Raw genomic sequence first — 16,059 nt, forward strand, 5'->3', positions numbered from 1 at the left:
GGGCGTGGCCGTCCCCGGCAAAGAGGGGTCTGCGATGCGCTGGATTGGCATTGTTTGTTGGGTGGCGGCGACGGCCCCGGCGCTGGCCAATGACACCTCGGCGGTGATCGGCGCGGGTGGGCTGGAGTTCGTGTCCAACAATTCCATCGCCATGGCGAGCGAAGAGCTGTTTATTTCGGCTGAAGAAATCCGGGTCGTTTACCAGTTCCGCAATGATGGGGATGCCGACCAGAAGGTGCTGGTGGCTTTTCCCATGCCCGATATTGCGGCTGACCCGTGGTCGCCGGTAGCCTTTCCCGATGGTCCCGAAGACAACCCGTTCCGCTTCGAAACGACGTTCGATGGGGTGCCGGTCGAGGCGGAGCTGCATGAATATGCCTTTGCGGCGGGGGTGGATCGTACCGACTATTTGCGCAAGCGGGGAATTCCCTTGCTGCCCTTCGGGGAGACGGCTACCGAAGCGGTAGACGAGCTCGACGAGGCGACGACTGCCGAAATGTTGCATCTCGGGCTCCTCGTCCCGGACGAGTTCGATGCGGGCAAAGGGTGGGAGCTGCATCATCGGCCATACTGGACCTGGCGGGCGGCTTATACCTGGGAAGCCACTTTCCCCGCGCGGGCGACCGTTGAGGTCGTGCATCGCTACAAGCCTAGCGTCGGCGGGACGGCAGGGATCAGCTTTCTCAACGAGGCGGGTGGCAACTACAACCCTGCCGCGGAATATGAGCGCAAATATTGTGTAGACGAGGCCTTCCGCAATGCGGTGCTCAAGACCGCCAGGCCCGGCGAGCCCTGGACGGCACCCTTCACCGAAAGGTGGATTTCCTACATTGTTTCGACCGGTTCCAACTGGGCCGGCGGAGCGATCGAGCGGTTCCGGCTTGTGGTCGACAAGGGCGCGCCCGAAAACCTGGTGTCGTTCTGCGGCACCGATGTGCGCAAGATCGGGCCAACCACCTTCGAGATGGAAGCAAGCAATTACTGGCCGCAGCGCGAGCTCGATGTCCTGATCCTGCAGGGCCATGAGGCGCAGCCGTGAGCCTGCGCATCCGGCCGGCCGCCCCGGCTGATGCAGCATTGGTGCTCGGGTTCATCAAGGATCTGGCGCGCTACGAAAAGCTCGAGCACGAGGTGGTTGCCACGGAAGCGGACATTGCGCGCGACCTTTTTGGTGCCAATCCGCGGGTGTTCTGCGAGATTGCCGAATGGGACGGCAAGCCGGCGGGGTTCGCGCTCTGGTTTTACACTTATTCGACCTTCCAGGGCCGACACGGCATCTGGCTCGAAGACCTGTTCGTGGATCCGGCGTTGCGGGGGAAGGGTCTTGGCAAGGCGCTGTTGCGCCACCTGGCGCAGCGCTGTGTCGCCGAGAAGCTAGGGCGGCTGGAATGGTGGGTGCTGGACTGGAACCAGCCTTCGATTGATTTTTACCTGGGGCAGGGTGGCGTGATGCAGGATGAATGGACCAAGGTGCGGGTGGATGGCGAGGCTTTGGCCAGGTTGGGCCAGCCATGAGCGCCCAGATCGCAATGATTGCCGCCGTGGCGCGCAATGGGGTGATCGGCAGCGCCCAGACCATTCCCTGGCGCATTCCATCGGACTTTGCCTATTTCCGCGACAGCACGATGGGCAAGCCGATCGTGATGGGCCGCAAGCAATATGACACAGTGGGCCGGCCGCTGCCGGGGCGGACCAATATTGTCATCACGCGCCGGCAGGACTTTGGGCCACCCGGCGTGATTGTGGTGCCAACTCTTGAAGCCGCGTTGACCAAGGCAGCCGAGATTGCTGGCGCCGACGACGTCGATGAGATCATGGTGATCGGAGGCGGGGAAATCTATCGCCAGCTGATGGACCGCGCCGATCGGCTTTACATCAGCCATGTCGAGCTGGAGCCGGAGGGGGATGTATTGTTTCCCCCGATCGATCCCGAGGTTTGGGTGGTGGTGGATGAACCCGATATCGCCCCATCGGCCGATGACGAGGCCGCCTACCGCGTCAAAGTGTACGCCCGTCGTTAAGGGCGCGCTCATTGATCGGTTCCCTGTGCCTGCCTATATAGGTCGGCAAGTAAACGACGATGGCTGAAAGGATTATGATGCCCTGGGAGAGTAATGGAGGCGGGGGTGGCCGCAATAATGGCGGCCCGTGGGGACAAGCCCCCGGTGGCGGTGGTGGTGGCGGCGGTCCACGTCGGCCAGGCAACACGCCAAACCTTGAAGATATACTCAACCGCGGACGTGACCGGTTCCAGGGTGGTTTGCCCGGCGGACGCTGGGCAATTATCGGCGGTGTTGTGCTGGTGATCGGCTTTTGGGCGCTGAACTCCATCTATACTGTTGATCCGCAGGAAGTGGGCGTTGAACTACGGTTCGGTGCCCCCAAGCCAGAATTGTCCAATCCAGGGCTGCATTTCCATCTGTGGCCGATCGAAACGGTTGAACGCGTCACGGTTACCGAGAACCAGACCGATATTGGCAGCGCCAGCGGCTCGGGTGCTAGCGGTTCGGGCTCACGCACGGGCGGCGATGATGGGCTGATGCTTTCGGGCGACCAGAACATCGTCGATGTGCGCTTTTCAGTGCTGTGGTCGGTTTCGAGCCCGATCGACTATCTGTTCAATGTGCGTGACCCCGAAGACATGGTCCGCAATGCCGGCGAAAGCGCGATGCGCGAAGTGGTGGGCCGTCGTCCGGCCCAGGACATTTTCCGCGACGACCGTGCCGGTATTGCCATTGAAGTGCAGGAGATCACCCAAGCCATTCTCGACAGCTACGGCATTGGCGTTCGCGTCGGCCGGATCTCGATCGAGAATGCCGCGCCGCCGGCCGAAGTGGCCGATGCCTTCAACGAAGTGCAGCGTGCCGAGCAGGACGAAGACCGCCTGCAGGAAGAAGCCCGTTCCTATGCCAACACCCTTCTCGGCGATGCCCGAGGCCGGGCCGCGGCGCTGCGGGAAGATGCGGCCGCGTACACCAACCGCGTGGTGCAGGAAGCAACCGGTGAGGCCCAACGCTTCAACGCGATCTACGCCGAATATGTCAATGCGCCCGAAGTGACCCGCAAGCGCCTGTTCCTTGAAACCATGGAAGAAGTGCTGGGCGGATCGGACAAGGTGCTGATGGAGAGCGGGGCCGGCGGCCAGGGCGTGGTGCCATATCTGCCATTGCCTGAGCTGCGTACGCGCAGCACTGCACCGACCACTCCTCCCACCACGACGAGCGGGAACTAAGCCATGCAAAACCGTTTGATTGTCATCGGCGTTGCCGTCGTTCTCGCGCTCTATGTGTTGTTCTCGTCGATCTATGTGGTCAACGAGCGCGACCAGGCTATCGTGATGCGCTTTGGCCAGATCACCGATATCCGCACCGAACCGGGCATCTATTTCAAGATCCCGACCGATATCGTGGATAGCGTGCAGATCATCGAAGATCGGCTGCTGCGCCAGGATATTGCTGACATGACCGTGCAGGTTTCGGGCGGCGCCTTTTACGAGGTGGATGCGTTCCTGACCTACCGGATCACCGATCCGCGGCTGTTCCGCGAACGTGCGCTGGGCCAGTTGCAGGTTGCCGAAAGCCGTATCGCCACCCGCTTCGATGCAGCGCTGCGCCAGGTTTATGGCTTGCGTGAATTCAATGCGGCGCTGTCGGAACAGCGCCCGCAGATGATGCGGGAAGCCCGTGACCTGATCCGTCCCGATATGGCGGAGCTGGGCATCGAAGTGGTCGATGTGCGTATCCTGCGCACCGACCTTGCCGCCGAAGTGTCCGAGCGGACCTATGAGCGGATGCGCGCCGAGCGTTTGGCGGAGGCCGCATTGCTGCGGGCTCGCGGCCAGGAGCAGGCCCAGTCGCTGCGCGCCATTGCCGATCGCCAGGCCGTGGAAATTGTGGCAGCGGCAACGCGTGACGCCGAGATCATCCGTGGTACGGGTGACGCCGACCGGAACCGGATCTTTGCTGCCGCCTATGGGCAGGATCCCGAGTTCTTCGAGTTCTATCGCTCGATGGAATCGTACCGGACGGCACTGTCCAATACGGGCACGACCATGGTGCTGTCGCCTGAAAGCGAGTTCTTCCGGTATTTCGGCTCGAATGGCGAATTGCCGGCGGCCAATCCGAACCTTGCGCCCCCGATTGCACCGGTACCGGCCCCAGCCGTGCCGACCAGCGAGGGTCCGGCCCTTGATGGCCTCGGGATCGAGGATGCCACTACGCCTAGCCTGACGCTGGACGACGGCTCCGAGCTGGCACCGACCGTGGGCACGGATGTGCCGCCGCCAGTGGAAGGCGAGACCGCTCCTGCGGCAGCGCCCGCCGCCGAAGCACCGGCGGCACCGGCTCCGGCTCCCGCTGCGGCTCCGACGCCCTAAGCGGCACCGGATAGCGAAACGAAAACCCCCGCCAGTGGCGGGGGTTTTTTGTTGGGCAGGTGGTGGGCGGGTTAGCGGACGATGTCCTCGTCGGTATAGCCCTGCAGGTAAAGCAGGGCGGTGAGATCGCCATGGTCTATCCGCACGCCCGCTTCGGCCGCAACGGCGGGCTTGGCGTGGATGGCGACGCCCATGCCGGCGGCGCGGATCATGTCGAGATCATTGGCACCATCGCCGACCGCCATGGTCTGGCTGAGCGACAAGCCACGCTCGGCGGCGAGGGCTTCGAGCTTGGTGCGCTTGGTGTCCTTGTCCACGATGGGCTTTTGCACCGTGCCGGCGAGGCGGTCGCCATCGAACTCCAGCACATTGGCGAGCACTTCATTAAAGCCGATGCGCTTGCCGAAATGATCGGCAAAGATGGTGAAGCCGCCTGAGACAAGGGCCGTATAGGCGCCATAGGCCTTCATGGTCTGCACAAGGGCGCGGCCGCCGGGCGCGAGGGTGATGGCTTCGCGCCGGACCTCCTCGATGACCTTGCGCTCAAGGCCCTTCAGCAAGGCGACGCGGGTATCGAGCGCCTGGGCGAAATCGAGCTCGCCGCGCATAGCGCGATCGGTGATCTCGGCGACTTGCGGCTTGATCCCGAGGGCGGCGGCGAGCTCGTCGATGCATTCCTCGTTGATCATGGTGGAGTCCATGTCGGCGAGAAGGATCTGCTTGCGGCGGCCTTGGGTGGGGACAAGGGCGGCATCGACGGCACGGGTGCCAATCACGGCACGAGCCTCGGCCAGCGCTTCGGTTGACTTTGGCTCGATGATCTCGCAGGCAATGCCGTGATTGAGCCAGTTGAGCTCGCCTCCGGTTTGACGCAGGACGGCTTCTGCCAAGCTTGGATCGAGTTCGGAGTCGGCGGGATTGGCGATAAGGCAAAGAACCGGCATGGCTGGTATCGAACTCGGGGAGGGATGGGAGTGAAGGGCCGTAGGCGCGCCGTTTTGATAGCGGGTCCAACCGCGAGCGGCAAGTCGGCCTTGGCGCTCGAGCTTGCCCGGGCGCAGGGGGGCGTGATCATCAATACCGATGCCATGCAGGTCTATGACACCTTGCGGGTGGTGACGGCCCGTCCGAGCGCCGATGAGGAGGCATTGGCGGAGCATCGGCTCTATGGCGTGGTGCCGGCGCGGGTCCGGTTTTCCACCGGCCAGTGGCTGGGAGCGGTGCGGCAAGTGATAGAGGAAATCGATCCGGAGCGGGCGCTGTTTTTTGTGGGCGGCACAGGGCTTTACTTCGATGCGCTGCTGAATGGATTTGCCGATATTCCCCCGATTGCGGCCGAACTGGTGCTTCAAGTTCAACAAGAGATTCAAGCGCTCGACGCCCCCGGAAGGCTCGCTTTGTTGGAGGCAGAGGATCCGGTGAGTGCGGCCCGGCTCGGGGTGGCGGATCCGCAGCGGCTGACGCGGGCGCTGGCCGTCAAGCGCGCGACGGGGCGCACCTTGTCGAGCTTTCAGGATGCGCCGCAGGCGGCGCTGCTCGGTGGGTTTGAAGTGGAGCGCATGGTGCTCGACCCTGACCGGCAGGTGTTGCGCGAGCGCATTGCGCGCAGGTTTGCGGCGATGTTCGAGAGCGGGGCAGTGGAAGAAGTGCAGGCCCTGCGTGCCCAGGAGCTCGACCCTTCCTTGCCGGTGATGAAGGCTATCGGGGTGCCCGAGATCGGCGACTGGCTCGAGGGCCGCAGCAGCAAGGAAGAGGCGGTGCGGCTGGCGACGATCGCCACCCAGCAATATGCCAAGCGGCAACGGACCTGGTTTCGCAACCGCTTCGCCGATTGGCCGCGTCGCGCCAGTTAAGGTCGCCAGCACGCCGGAGCGTGGGGCGGGGCGCCAGCACGCTGTGCGTGCAGCGGATCTAGCGGGGACGCAAGAGCCCTAGTCGTTCGCGCATGGCAAAGCGGGCGACCAGAACCACGGCCACAAAGCCAAGCCCCACGGCCAAGCCGATCCAGATGCCGACGCCGCGCATGTCAAAGGTGAAACCAAGAAGATAGGCCACTGGCATGCCGACCAGCCAATAGCCGATGATGGCGACCACCATGGGGATCTTGGTGTCGCTGAGGCCGCGCAGCGCATGGGCTGCGACGACCTGGGCGCCATCGACGATCTGGAACAAGCCGGCGACCGCGACGAAGCTGGCGGCAAGGGCAAGCGCATTATGGTTAGCCGGCTGGTCAGGGTCGAGGAAGATGGTGACAATGGCGGGGCCAAACGCCAGGAAAACGAGGGCCGAGCAGGCCATAAAGCCGGTGCCAAGACCAAAGGCAGTCCAGCCCGAGCGAGCGATGCCAATGGGGTCGCCGCGCCCGAAGGCATGACCGACCCGCACCGTGGCAGCGGTACCGAGGCCCAACGGCACCATGAAAGCCGTGGAAGCGCATTGCAGGGCAATGGCGTGGGCGGCGACTTCATCAGTGCCGAGCCGGCCCATCAGCAAGGCGCTGGCCGTGAAGAGGCCCACTTCGGCCAGGACGGTGATGCCGATCGGCGTGCCGACGCGGAAAATCTGCCCGAGGCGCTTCCAGTCCGCGGCCCAAAGGCGATGCAGCAGATGCAGGCGGCGGAAGCGGCGGTGGCGCAGCACAAAGATCGCCATGGCGGTGAACATGACGATGTTGGTCAAAAGGGTTGCAAGGGCGGCGCCGCGCAGCTCCAGCCGCGGCAAGCCCCAATTGCCAAAGATCAGGCCATAGTTGGCGAGGGCGTTGACGACGACCCCGCCGACGGTGATCAACAGCACGACCCGCGTGGCATCAAACGCGGCGAGCAGCGAGCGGAACGCGACAATGCCAAGGGCGGGAAACAGCAGCCAGATGGCCACATGGATGTATTCTTCGGCAAGAAGCGTTGCCGCGGGATCTTGCCCCAACAAGGCGAAGACCCGCCGGATCTGCCAGATGATGGGCGTGAGCACGAGCGCCAGAATGGCCGCAGCCCACAGGCCCTGGCGCACGATATGGCGGATGGAGCGGGTGTCACGGGCGCCGCGCGCCTGGGCAACGAGGGGCGCTACGGCGCCAACCAGCCCGATACCGCCAACAAGAAAAGGCATCAGGAAAGTCGTCGCAAGGGTACCAGCCGCCAGCTGGCTCGGACCCAGCCAGCCCAGCATGATGACATCGGTGGTTGCAAGCGCGTTTTGCGCCAGCTGTGCGATCACCAGCGGCCAGGCGAGGGCAAAGGTGGCGCGCAGTTCGGCAATCCAGCTGACGCGCACGGGCTCAGGTGCAGCGGTGGCGTCGGCCACAACCGTGATTTGCTCGCTCATGTGATTTCGTCCTACTCGCGGGCGCATGCTCTAGCCCATCACAGGATGAGGTGAAAGAGCGGAGAGGGAAATGACGATGGTGCAAGGTGGGGTTCTGGCGCGGTTATTGTTGGCGGGGGCTGGAGTTGTAGGGGCGATTGGCGTTGCTGCGGCTGCGGGTGCCTCGCATGCTGGCGGGTCCCGCAACATCGAGGCGATCGCTGCGGTATGCCTCGCCCATGGCCCCGCGCTGCTGGCGCTTGGGCTGGCGGGGCGCGGGCGGATCCTGGGTGCGGCGGGAGCATTGCTGGCCATGGGCACGGGCCTGTTTGTGCTGGACCTGGGCGTGCGGGAATGGCTGGGGCAGGGCGCTTTTCCCGGCGCGGCACCGATGGGGGGGATGGGGATGATCGGCGGCTGGCTTGCGATCAGCCTTGCCGCACTGGCGCGAAGGGCGCCGGAAGAAAAAATCTAGGAATGCAGATTTGTGCGGAACCAATCACTCAATCGTGCATTTGCTCCTCCGATAGTACCTGGAGGGTTTTCCATGCATAAGTTTCTGATCATCGCCGCTACCACCCTGTCGCTGGCTGCGTGCACTGCCACACAAGAGGGTGCTGCTGTCGGCGCAGGCGTAGGCGCCGTTACCGGCGCTGTTGCGACCGGTAGCGTTGCCGGTGCGGCTGTCGGCGCAGGCATTGGCGGCGTGGTCGGCGCAGCCGCCGGCAATGTCCTCGGTCGTGTCGACGGCGACAACAATATGTGCTGGTACGAAAACCGCAATGGCGGCCGGTACAAGGACGTTTGCCCACGCGGCTAAACAGGTCGCCGCATCGCCCCATGCGGCGCGCGCCCCTCGGGGCGCCAACACTCGGTCCGGAGTCCCTCCCGGGCCGAGTGTCTTTGTTTATGAAGGACTTGAAATTTGTTTGCGGGCGCGGCATATTTCACAACATACGTTACACTCGTCTTGCGCTAATCCAATCACCGGCGTGCCGGAAACTTGGCTACCTCCTGACTGTGAATCGTTAGACCGGGCTTTCCCGCCCGTATTCAACCCTTAGCCGCCGCGGCGGCGACCACTTGTTACGAGGATCAAATTCCATGGCCGCAATCACCGGTACCGTGAAATTCTTCAACACCACCAAAGGCTTCGGCTTCATCTCGCCAGAAAATGGTGAGAAGGACGCGTTTGTCCACATCTCCGCCGTCCAGCGTTCGGGCCTGCAGGGCCTGTATGAAGGCGACAAGGTGACCTATGAACTCGAGACCGGCCGTGACGGCAAGGTTTCCGCCACCAACCTGACCCTGCTGAGCTAAACTCAACAGGTTCGAGTTTCGGAAGGCCCCGGTAGCGGGGCCTTTTTTGTCCCGCCGCAGAGCGCCGTTCGGCATGCCGATACCGCTAGCGCCCCGGGGGGCTTTACTTTTTCTTCAGTTCCGTGCATAAGGCAGGCATACGTTTTACAGCCTACGTCGGCTGCCTGATCTGCCGAATTTCGGCCTGGCTACCTGCTCAACTTGCGAACGTGTATGCGCCCACCGACATGTTGTCATGGGCAACGGCTCGTTCGCCTCGGCGAGAGCACACAGAAAAGGGTCAGCCATGATCACCGGTACCGTTAAGTTTTTCAACACCACCAAGGGCTTCGGCTTCATTTCGCCTGAGAATGGCGGCCAGGACGCATTCGTGCACATCTCCGCCGTTCAGCGTTCGGGCCTGCAGGGCCTGTATGAAGGCGACAAGGTCACCTACGAGCTCGAGACCGGCCGCGATGGCAAGGTTTCGGCAACGAACCTGACCCTGCTCGACAACTAAGCGATCCCTTACCGGATCTGGAAAGGCTCCCTCCGGGGAGCCTTTTTTGTTTTTGTGCCCGGCTCGGGCGATGCCATTTGCCCGCTTGACCGATTTCGGGCGAGGGGCTAGAAACAAACCAACTTTTTTATGGAGAGGTCCCGTGCGGGCACTCATTCTCGTAGTAGGCTGGCGCATCGGCGACGTGGGATAACATCCCGCGCGAATGCTGATGCGCCGAAAACAGGTCCCAAACGGGGCCTTTTTTATTGCCCATTTTCCGCCGGGGCGGAGGGGCGGAACCGAACGGCCCGGTGGGGCAACCAAGGAGCAAGCAAGATGGCGGAACACGAGAAGATGACGGGCGCCGAGATGGTGATCCAGGCGCTAACCGATCAGGGTGTCGAGCATATCTTTGGCTATCCCGGTGGCGCGGCGCTGCCGATCTATGACGCGATGTTCCAGCAGGATGTGATCCAGCATATCCTCGTGCGCCACGAACAGGGCGCGACCCATATGGCCGAGGGCTATGCCCGCTCGACCGGCAAGCCGGGCGTGGTGCTCGTGACCTCGGGCCCGGGGGTGACCAATGCGATCACCGGGCTGACCGACGCGCTGCTCGATTCCATTCCGCTGGTGTGCATCACCGCCCAGGTGCCGACCTCGCTGATCGGCACCGACGCGTTCCAGGAATGTGACACGGTGGGGATCACCCGCTCCTGCACCAAGCACAATTATCTAGTGAAGCGCATCGAGGACCTGCCGCGGGTGCTGCATGAAGCGTTCCTGATCGCGACCACCGGCCGGCCCGGCCCGGTGGTGATCGATATTCCCAAGGATGTGCAGTTTGCACTAGGCACCTACTACAAGCCGGACGCGCAGAGCCTGCGCCAGCGCAGCTATCGCCCGCAGGTGGATGGGGACATCGCCGCGATCGAGGCTGCTGTCGACATGATGCTCAAGGCCGAGCGCCCGGTGTTTTATACCGGTGGCGGCGTGATCAATGCCGGGCCGCAGGCCTCCGAGCATTTGCGTGAACTGGCTGAGCTGACCGGCTTTCCGGTGACCTCGACGCTGATGGGCCTCGGCGCGTTTCCGGCGGCCAATCCGCAGTGGTTGGGAATGCTGGGCATGCACGGCACTTATGAAGCAAACCTCGCCATGCATGGCTGCGATCTGATGATCAATATCGGGGCGCGGTTCGATGACCGCATCACCGGCCGGATCGACGCCTTTTCGCCCGGCAGCCGCAAGATCCATGTGGATATCGACCCAAGCTCGATCAACAAGATCATCCCTGTTGACCTGCCCATCATCGGCGATTGCGGGCGGGTTTTGGCCGAAATGGTGCGAATCTGGCGCTCCAAGACCAACCAGCCGCGTACCGAAGCGCTCGCGCCATGGTGGGGGCAGATCGGCAAGTGGCGCTCGGTCAATTCGCTGGGCTTCCAGAACTCGGACACGACGATCAAGCCGCAATACGCGATCCAGCGCCTTTATGAGGCGACCAAGGACCGAGATGTCTACATCACCACCGAGGTTGGGCAGCACCAGATGTGGGCGGCGCAGCACTTCCATTTCCAAAAGCCCAACCGCTGGATGACCTCGGGCGGTTTGGGGACGATGGGCTATGGCCTGCCAGCGGCGGTCGGCGTGCAGGTGGCGCATCCAGAGGCGCTGGTGATCGACATTGCCGGCGAGGCCAGCGTGCAGATGACGATGCAGGAAATGTCCACGGCGGTGCAGTACCGCTTGCCGGTCAAGATCTTCATCCTCAACAATGAGCGCATGGGCATGGTGCGCCAGTGGCAGGACCTGCTGCATGGCTCGCGCTACGCGCATTCCTATTCGGAGTCGCTGCCCGATTTCGTCAAGCTGGCAGAGGCTTATGGCGGCAAGGGCATCCGGTGCGAGAACCCGGCCGAACTCGACGCGGCAATTGCCGAGATGCTCGATTATGATGGTCCGGTGCTGTTCGATTGCGTGGTCGAAAAGGATGAGAACGCGCTGCCGATGATCCCCTCGGGCAAGCCGCATAACGAGATCATCCTGCCCGATACCGCCAATATCGGCTCGATCATCGATGAAAAGGGAAGGGCGCTGGTTTAGGAGGCGCGATTTCTCCCGCGCTCCGTGTCTACCCCGGCCTTGAGCCGGGGCGCCATCTTGAGATCTCGAGATGGATCCCGGCTCAAGGCCGGGATGACACCGGGGGCGGGAGGCACCGTTGCCAATTGCAGCAGTTGAGGACAAAATACATGAACGCACATCTGCAGCCGACCGGTTCGGCTTATTTCATGACCAAGGAAAACCAGGAGATCGAGCGGCATACGCTGTCGGTGCTGGTGGACAATGAGCCGGGTATTCTTGCACGCGTGGTGGGGCTGTTTTCGGCCCGGGGCTACAATATCGAGAGCCTGACCGTCAGCGAGACCGAACACGACAAGCGACTTAGCCGCATCACTGTGGTGGTGGTGGCGACGCCCAAGGTGCTGGTGCAGATCAAGCTGCAGCTTGAGCGCCTGGTGCCGGTGCACAAGGTGCATGACCTGACCAGCGAAGGGGGCTCGGTGGAGCGCGAGCTGGCGCTGATCAAGGTGGCGGGTTCGGGCGACCACCGCGCCGAGACCTTGCGGTTGGCCGATGCGTTTCGGGCGCAGATCGTTGATGCCACGGTCGAAAGCTTCGTGTTCGAAGTGACGGGCAAGTCGAGCAAGATCGACAGCTTCATCGCCTTGATGGCGCCTCTCGGCCTGGTGGAAGTGGTGCGCACTGGGTTGGCGGCGATCTCCCGGGGTCCCGAGGGGATGTGATCGCGGTGTTGTGCCGGGCGCGCAGGATCAGTACTGCTGATGGCAGTCAGTTCCTAAACCGCACCGCAACGCCGAGTTTTTCGCGATGACCCTGCTTTCCGTCAATCTCAATGCCGTGGCGCAGCTGCGCAACCGGCGCGATCTGCCCTGGCCCAGCGTTACCGGTATCGCCCGGGTGGTGCTGGATGCCGGGGCAAGCGGGATCACCATCCATCCCCGTCCGGATCAGCGCCACATCCGGCGCACGGATGTGTTCGAGCTCGCGGCCTTGCTGCGGGAGGATTATCCCGGAGCCGAGTTCAACATCGAAGGCTATCCGAGCGACGATTTCCTGGCGCTGATCGATACGGTGCGGCCCCAGCAGGTGACGCTGGTGCCCGACGATCCAGCGCAGGCGACCTCCGATCATGGCTGGGATTTTGCTGCTTCGGCGGCGATGCTGTGGCCGGTGATCAAGCAGCTCAAGGAGATGGGCAGCCGCGTGTCGCTGTTTTGCGATCCCGATGCGGGGCTTTATGGCACGGAAGCGGCGCGCGATCTGGGCGCGGACCGGATCGAGCTTTATACCGGCCCCTATGGCGCCTGCTTTGCTGATCCCGAGCGGGGGGCGGTTGAGTTGTCCAAGCTTGCCAGCACCACGGCCGACGCCATGGCGCTTGGCCTCGGCGTCAATGCCGGGCACGATTTGACCCTGGCCAATTTGCCCGCATTTCAGGATGCCGTGCCTGGCGTAGCCGAAGTTTCCATCGGCCATGGAATCACGGCCGATGCGCTGCTGATGGGGTTTGCCGAGGCGGTGCGCCGCTATTGCGCGGTGCTGGGCGGCTGAGCCAACAGCCCGTCGGTCAGGTTTGACGAACGCTGCGTTGAACACACCGAGTGCAGCTGTTGGTGCGCAGCCCTCAAAAGCCCCGAAATACGGCAACTTAAGGCAGTTCAGATACTTACACCCATGTGCCTTAGGGCCCTTCGGGGAACCCACGGACATGAGCGTGCCCACTTGCGTGGAAATCGCACAGGCACATATATCGCCTCAGTTACGTTTTGTTACCAAGGAGGGCACGCAATGTCCAAACTCAAGATTGGCGTCATTATCTCGTCCACCCGCGAAAGCCGCTTCGGCGACAAGCCGGCGCAGTGGATCCTCGACAAGGCCAATGCCCGCGACGAGATCGAGGCTGAACTGGTCGACCTGCGCGATTTCGACCTGCCCTTCTTCAACGAAGTGGCGTCCAATATGTGGATGCCTTCAAGCGACCCCCGGGCTGTCGCCTGGCAAAAGAAGGTAGCCGAATTTGACGGCTTCATCTTCGTCGTCGCCGAATACAACCGCTCCATCACCGGCGCGCTCAAGAACGCGATCGACCAGTCCTATGTCGAGTGGAATCGCAAGCCGTTCGGCATCGTTGCTTATGGCAGCGTTGGCGGCACCCGTGCGGCCGAACATCTGCGCGGCATCGGCGTCGAGATGCAGATGGTGTCGACCCGCTCGGCCGTCCATATCGGGGGCAGCGACTTCTTTGCCGTGCATCCGCTCGGCGGCCAGAACAAGAGCTTCAGCGATATCGAAGGCTCGATCGGCCCCAGCGCCAAGGACATGCTGGACCAGCTGATCTGGTGGGGCACTGCCACCAAGGCCGCTCGCGCCCAGGATAATGCCCAGGCTGCCGTCGCGGCCGAATAGGTATTTCGAAAGCAAGACCTCCAGCTTTCGTTGACGTCAGGGGCCGCTCGGTGTGAGCGGCCCCTGTGCGTTTGGGCGCTTGAATAGAAGTTGTGTTGTATGTGAGATATCCGAGGTGTATAGCGGCGCCCGCCGTTACCCATGAGAGCACAGGTTTATGACGCAGACGAATACGGCCGGTGCCAGCACCGGTGCCGATGCGAGCGATCTTCACGACCACTCTCATAACAAAGACCTGCCCATGCTGCTGCTCGGCGCGCTTGGGGTGGTCTATGGCGATATTGGCACGAGCCCGATCTATGCCTTCCGGCAGGCGATGAGCATTCGCCCCGGTGCCGCTTCGAGCAGCAGCGAAATCCTGGGACTGCTGTCGCTGATTGTTTGGGCGCTGACACTGACCGTCGCGGTCAAATATGTGTTCTTCGTTACGCGGGCGGACAACAAGGGCGAGGGCGGTACGCTTTCGCTGATGGCGCTGGCGCGCAAGACCTTCACCAATCCTCCGATGTGGATCACTGTGCTCGGCGTGCTGGGAGCGTCGCTGTTTTTTGGCGACGCGATCATCACTCCCGCCATCTCGGTGTTGTCGGCGGTTGAGGGTATTGAACTCGTAGCCCCCAATATGCGCCGCTGGGTGGTGCCGATCACGCTGGTGATCATTGTCGGCATCTTCATGGTGCAGCGCTTTGGCACTGCCAAGGTCTCGATCGTGTTTGGTCCCGTAACCGGGATCTGGTTCCTGACCCTGGGCATTTCCGGCCTGGTGCATATTGTGCAGTACCCAGCAGTGCTGCTGGCGATCAATCCTTTCCTGGGCGTCGAGTTTCTGGCCACGCATTTCGGGATTGCCTTTGTGGTGATCGGCGCTGTGTTCCTGGCGGTGACCGGGGCCGAGGCGCTTTATGTGGATTTGGGGCATTTCGGGCGCCGGCCCATTGTGATTGCCTGGTTCGCCCTGGTGTTTCCGTGCCTCTTGCTCAACTATTTCGGGCAGGGCGCCTTTGTGTTGCAGATGGGCGTCGAGAATGTCGAAAGCCCGTTTTTTGAAATGCAGCCGGAATGGGCCTTGGGGCCGTTTGTGGCACTTGCGACCATGGCGACAATCATCGCCAGCCAGGCGGTGATCTCGGGCACCTACAGCCTGGCGCAGCAGGCTATCGCGCTTAACATGCTGCCGCGCATGGTCGTGCAGCACACTTCCGCCACCCAAAGCGGCCAGATCTACATGCCCCAGATCAATACGATGCTGATGCTCGGCGTGCTGATGCTGGTGATTGCGTTCGGCAGTTCCGAGGCGCTGTCGAACGCCTATGGTATCGCGGTTTCGGGCGTGATGATCGTTACCCTGGCGCTGCTGCTGGTGGTGATGTGGCGCAACTGGAAGTGGAACCCGGCCGTCGTGGTGCTGTTCGGCGTGGTGTTCGTTGTGATCGATGGCGGGTTCTTTGCCGCCAATGTCTCCAAACTGTTCCAGGGTGGCTGGGTGCCGGCGGCGGTGGCGCTGACGGTCGCCGTCATCATGGCGAGCTGGATCGGGGGCCGGCGGCGGCTGGCGGAAAAGACCCGGCGCGATGAAGTGCCGTTGCAGTTCCTCGTGGATAATCTCTCCAAGAAGCGCCCGACACTGGTGCCCGGCACCGCCGTGTTCCTGACCAGCGATATCGAAGGCGCGCCCACGGCGCTCCTCCACAGCCTCAAGCACTACAAGGTGCTGCACGAGCAAAACGTGATTCTGACGGTGCGCACCTCGGCCTCGCCTAGGGTGCCCGACGATGAGAAGGTGACGATCGACGCCTATAACGAGCTGTTCAGCCGCGTCGTGGTGACCTTTGGCTATATGGAAAGCCCCAATATTCCAAAGGCCTTGATCCTGGGGCGCAAGCTGGGGTGGAAGTTCGACATCATGTCGACCTCGTTCTTCCTGTCGCGCCGCTCGCTCAAGCCCGGGCCGCGCCAGGGGCTGGTGCGCTATTGGCAAGACCGGTTGTTCACGCGGTTGGCGCGCAATGCCAGCGACGCCACGGAGTATTTCCACATACCAACGGGCCGCGTCGTCGAGATCGGCACGCAGGTGGTGCTGTAGCCC

Annotated in this window: 17 protein-coding genes; 15 read left to right on the forward strand and 2 right to left on the reverse strand. The window is 62.7% G+C overall.

All coding sequences use genetic code 11. The annotated features are described in order from the left end of the window. Positions 1-34 precede the first annotated feature (34 nt). From AC3YMN_RS04060 to hflC, 5 genes are all read left to right on the forward strand, one after another. The gene (locus AC3YMN_RS04060; protein ID WP_489889010.1) at positions 35-1,039 is read left to right on the forward strand and encodes a DUF4424 domain-containing protein; all 1,005 of its coding nucleotides are present in this window, start codon (positions 35-37) and stop codon (positions 1,037-1,039) included. Then, a complete protein-coding gene (locus AC3YMN_RS04065; RefSeq protein WP_172123641.1) occupies positions 1,036-1,515 on the forward strand; it encodes a GNAT family N-acetyltransferase in 480 nt (159 codons plus the stop codon). Before AC3YMN_RS04060 ends, AC3YMN_RS04065 begins: the two co-directional genes overlap by 4 nt. Next, a complete protein-coding gene (locus tag AC3YMN_RS04070; RefSeq protein WP_172123640.1) occupies positions 1,512-2,021 on the forward strand; it encodes a dihydrofolate reductase in 510 nt (169 codons plus the stop codon). The genes AC3YMN_RS04065 and AC3YMN_RS04070 overlap by 4 nt, the downstream gene beginning before the upstream one ends. A 77-nt stretch (positions 2,022-2,098) precedes the next feature. Further along, positions 2,099-3,232 (forward strand): FtsH protease activity modulator HflK, encoded by a 1,134-nt coding sequence (gene hflK / locus AC3YMN_RS04075; protein ID WP_127755255.1) that lies wholly within the window; start codon positions 2,099-2,101, stop codon positions 3,230-3,232. A 3-nt stretch (positions 3,233-3,235) separates the two neighbouring features. Next, positions 3,236-4,375 (forward strand): protease modulator HflC, encoded by a 1,140-nt coding sequence (hflC, locus tag AC3YMN_RS04080; RefSeq protein WP_489889011.1) that lies wholly within the window; start codon positions 3,236-3,238, stop codon positions 4,373-4,375. A 71-nt stretch (positions 4,376-4,446) separates the two neighbouring features. Here hflC and serB read toward each other — a convergent pair whose 3' ends face one another. Further along, positions 4,447-5,319, reverse strand: coding sequence for a phosphoserine phosphatase SerB (gene serB, locus AC3YMN_RS04085; protein ID WP_489889012.1), 873 nt, complete (start codon positions 5,317-5,319; stop codon positions 4,447-4,449). A 24-nt stretch (positions 5,320-5,343) separates the two neighbouring features. Here serB and miaA point away from each other — a divergent pair, with 24 nt between their 5' ends. Further along, complete coding sequence (gene miaA, locus AC3YMN_RS04090) at positions 5,344-6,228, forward strand: tRNA (adenosine(37)-N6)-dimethylallyltransferase MiaA (RefSeq protein ID WP_489889013.1); 885 nt, start codon at positions 5,344-5,346, stop codon at positions 6,226-6,228. 58 nt (positions 6,229-6,286) lie between these two features. Here the strand turns inward: miaA and AC3YMN_RS04095 are convergent, their stop codons facing one another. Next, positions 6,287-7,699 (reverse strand): MATE family efflux transporter, encoded by a 1,413-nt coding sequence (locus AC3YMN_RS04095; protein WP_489889014.1) that lies wholly within the window; start codon positions 7,697-7,699, stop codon positions 6,287-6,289. A gap of 70 nt (positions 7,700-7,769) precedes the next feature. Here AC3YMN_RS04095 and AC3YMN_RS04100 point away from each other — a divergent pair, with 70 nt between their 5' ends. The 9 genes from AC3YMN_RS04100 to AC3YMN_RS04140 all read left to right on the forward strand — a co-directional run bounded on the left by AC3YMN_RS04100 (position 7,770) and on the right by AC3YMN_RS04140 (position 16,056). Continuing rightward, the gene (locus AC3YMN_RS04100) at positions 7,770-8,153 is read left to right on the forward strand and encodes a DUF423 domain-containing protein (protein ID WP_489889015.1); all 384 of its coding nucleotides are present in this window, start codon (positions 7,770-7,772) and stop codon (positions 8,151-8,153) included. 72 nt (positions 8,154-8,225) lie between these two features. Beyond that, the gene (locus tag AC3YMN_RS04105) at positions 8,226-8,498 is read left to right on the forward strand and encodes a YMGG-like glycine zipper-containing protein (RefSeq protein ID WP_127753529.1); all 273 of its coding nucleotides are present in this window, start codon (positions 8,226-8,228) and stop codon (positions 8,496-8,498) included. Between the two features lie 284 nt (positions 8,499-8,782). Then, positions 8,783-8,998, forward strand: coding sequence for a cold-shock protein (locus tag AC3YMN_RS04110; RefSeq protein WP_127753528.1), 216 nt, complete (start codon positions 8,783-8,785; stop codon positions 8,996-8,998). Between the two features lie 286 nt (positions 8,999-9,284). After that, positions 9,285-9,497 (forward strand): cold-shock protein, encoded by a 213-nt coding sequence (locus tag AC3YMN_RS04115; protein WP_127753527.1) that lies wholly within the window; start codon positions 9,285-9,287, stop codon positions 9,495-9,497. A 318-nt stretch (positions 9,498-9,815) separates the two neighbouring features. Then, positions 9,816-11,585, forward strand: coding sequence for an acetolactate synthase 3 large subunit (locus AC3YMN_RS04120; RefSeq protein WP_489889016.1), 1,770 nt, complete (start codon positions 9,816-9,818; stop codon positions 11,583-11,585). 149 nt (positions 11,586-11,734) lie between these two features. Continuing rightward, positions 11,735-12,289 carry an acetolactate synthase small subunit gene (gene ilvN / locus AC3YMN_RS04125; protein ID WP_127753525.1) on the forward strand — a complete coding sequence of 185 codons (555 nt, stop codon included), beginning with the start codon at positions 11,735-11,737 and terminating at the stop codon, positions 12,287-12,289. 85 nt (positions 12,290-12,374) lie between these two features. Beyond that, entirely contained in the window at positions 12,375-13,118 is a 744-nt protein-coding gene (locus AC3YMN_RS04130) for a pyridoxine 5'-phosphate synthase (RefSeq protein WP_489889017.1), read from the forward strand. 237 nt (positions 13,119-13,355) lie between these two features. Next, a complete protein-coding gene (locus AC3YMN_RS04135; protein ID WP_489889018.1) occupies positions 13,356-13,973 on the forward strand; it encodes an NADPH-dependent FMN reductase in 618 nt (205 codons plus the stop codon). 157 nt (positions 13,974-14,130) lie between these two features. Then, the gene (locus AC3YMN_RS04140; protein ID WP_127753522.1) at positions 14,131-16,056 is read left to right on the forward strand and encodes a potassium transporter Kup; all 1,926 of its coding nucleotides are present in this window, start codon (positions 14,131-14,133) and stop codon (positions 16,054-16,056) included. Positions 16,057-16,059: the final 3 nt, after the last annotated feature.

The organism is Devosia sp. Z11_6, from assembly GCF_058133665.1.

Excerpts from the sequence above, each read along its gene's own strand:
- AC3YMN_RS04070 (WP_172123640.1), top strand. The coding sequence starts at position 1,512 with ATGAGCGCCCAGATCGCAATGATTGCCGCCGTGGCGCGCAATGGGGTG.
- AC3YMN_RS04100 (WP_489889015.1), top strand. The coding sequence starts at position 7,770 with ATGACGATGGTGCAAGGTGGGGTTCTGGCGCGGTTATTGTTGGCGGGG.
- AC3YMN_RS04135 (WP_489889018.1), top strand. The coding sequence starts at position 13,356 with ATGTCCAAACTCAAGATTGGCGTCATTATCTCGTCCACCCGCGAAAGC.
- AC3YMN_RS04105 (WP_127753529.1), top strand. The coding sequence starts at position 8,226 with ATGCATAAGTTTCTGATCATCGCCGCTACCACCCTGTCGCTGGCTGCG.
- hflC (WP_489889011.1), top strand. The coding sequence starts at position 3,236 with ATGCAAAACCGTTTGATTGTCATCGGCGTTGCCGTCGTTCTCGCGCTC.
- ilvN (WP_127753525.1), top strand. The coding sequence starts at position 11,735 with ATGAACGCACATCTGCAGCCGACCGGTTCGGCTTATTTCATGACCAAG.
- AC3YMN_RS04110 (WP_127753528.1), top strand. The coding sequence starts at position 8,783 with ATGGCCGCAATCACCGGTACCGTGAAATTCTTCAACACCACCAAAGGC.
- AC3YMN_RS04120 (WP_489889016.1), top strand. The coding sequence starts at position 9,816 with ATGGCGGAACACGAGAAGATGACGGGCGCCGAGATGGTGATCCAGGCG.
- AC3YMN_RS04130 (WP_489889017.1), top strand. The coding sequence starts at position 12,375 with ATGACCCTGCTTTCCGTCAATCTCAATGCCGTGGCGCAGCTGCGCAAC.
- hflK (WP_127755255.1), top strand. The coding sequence starts at position 2,099 with ATGCCCTGGGAGAGTAATGGAGGCGGGGGTGGCCGCAATAATGGCGGC.
- serB (WP_489889012.1), bottom strand. The coding sequence starts at position 5,319 with ATGCCGGTTCTTTGCCTTATCGCCAATCCCGCCGACTCCGAACTCGAT.
- AC3YMN_RS04140 (WP_127753522.1), top strand. The coding sequence starts at position 14,131 with ATGACGCAGACGAATACGGCCGGTGCCAGCACCGGTGCCGATGCGAGC.
- AC3YMN_RS04095 (WP_489889014.1), bottom strand. The coding sequence starts at position 7,699 with ATGAGCGAGCAAATCACGGTTGTGGCCGACGCCACCGCTGCACCTGAG.
- AC3YMN_RS04115 (WP_127753527.1), top strand. The coding sequence starts at position 9,285 with ATGATCACCGGTACCGTTAAGTTTTTCAACACCACCAAGGGCTTCGGC.
- AC3YMN_RS04060 (WP_489889010.1), top strand. The coding sequence starts at position 35 with ATGCGCTGGATTGGCATTGTTTGTTGGGTGGCGGCGACGGCCCCGGCG.
- miaA (WP_489889013.1), top strand. The coding sequence starts at position 5,344 with ATGGGAGTGAAGGGCCGTAGGCGCGCCGTTTTGATAGCGGGTCCAACC.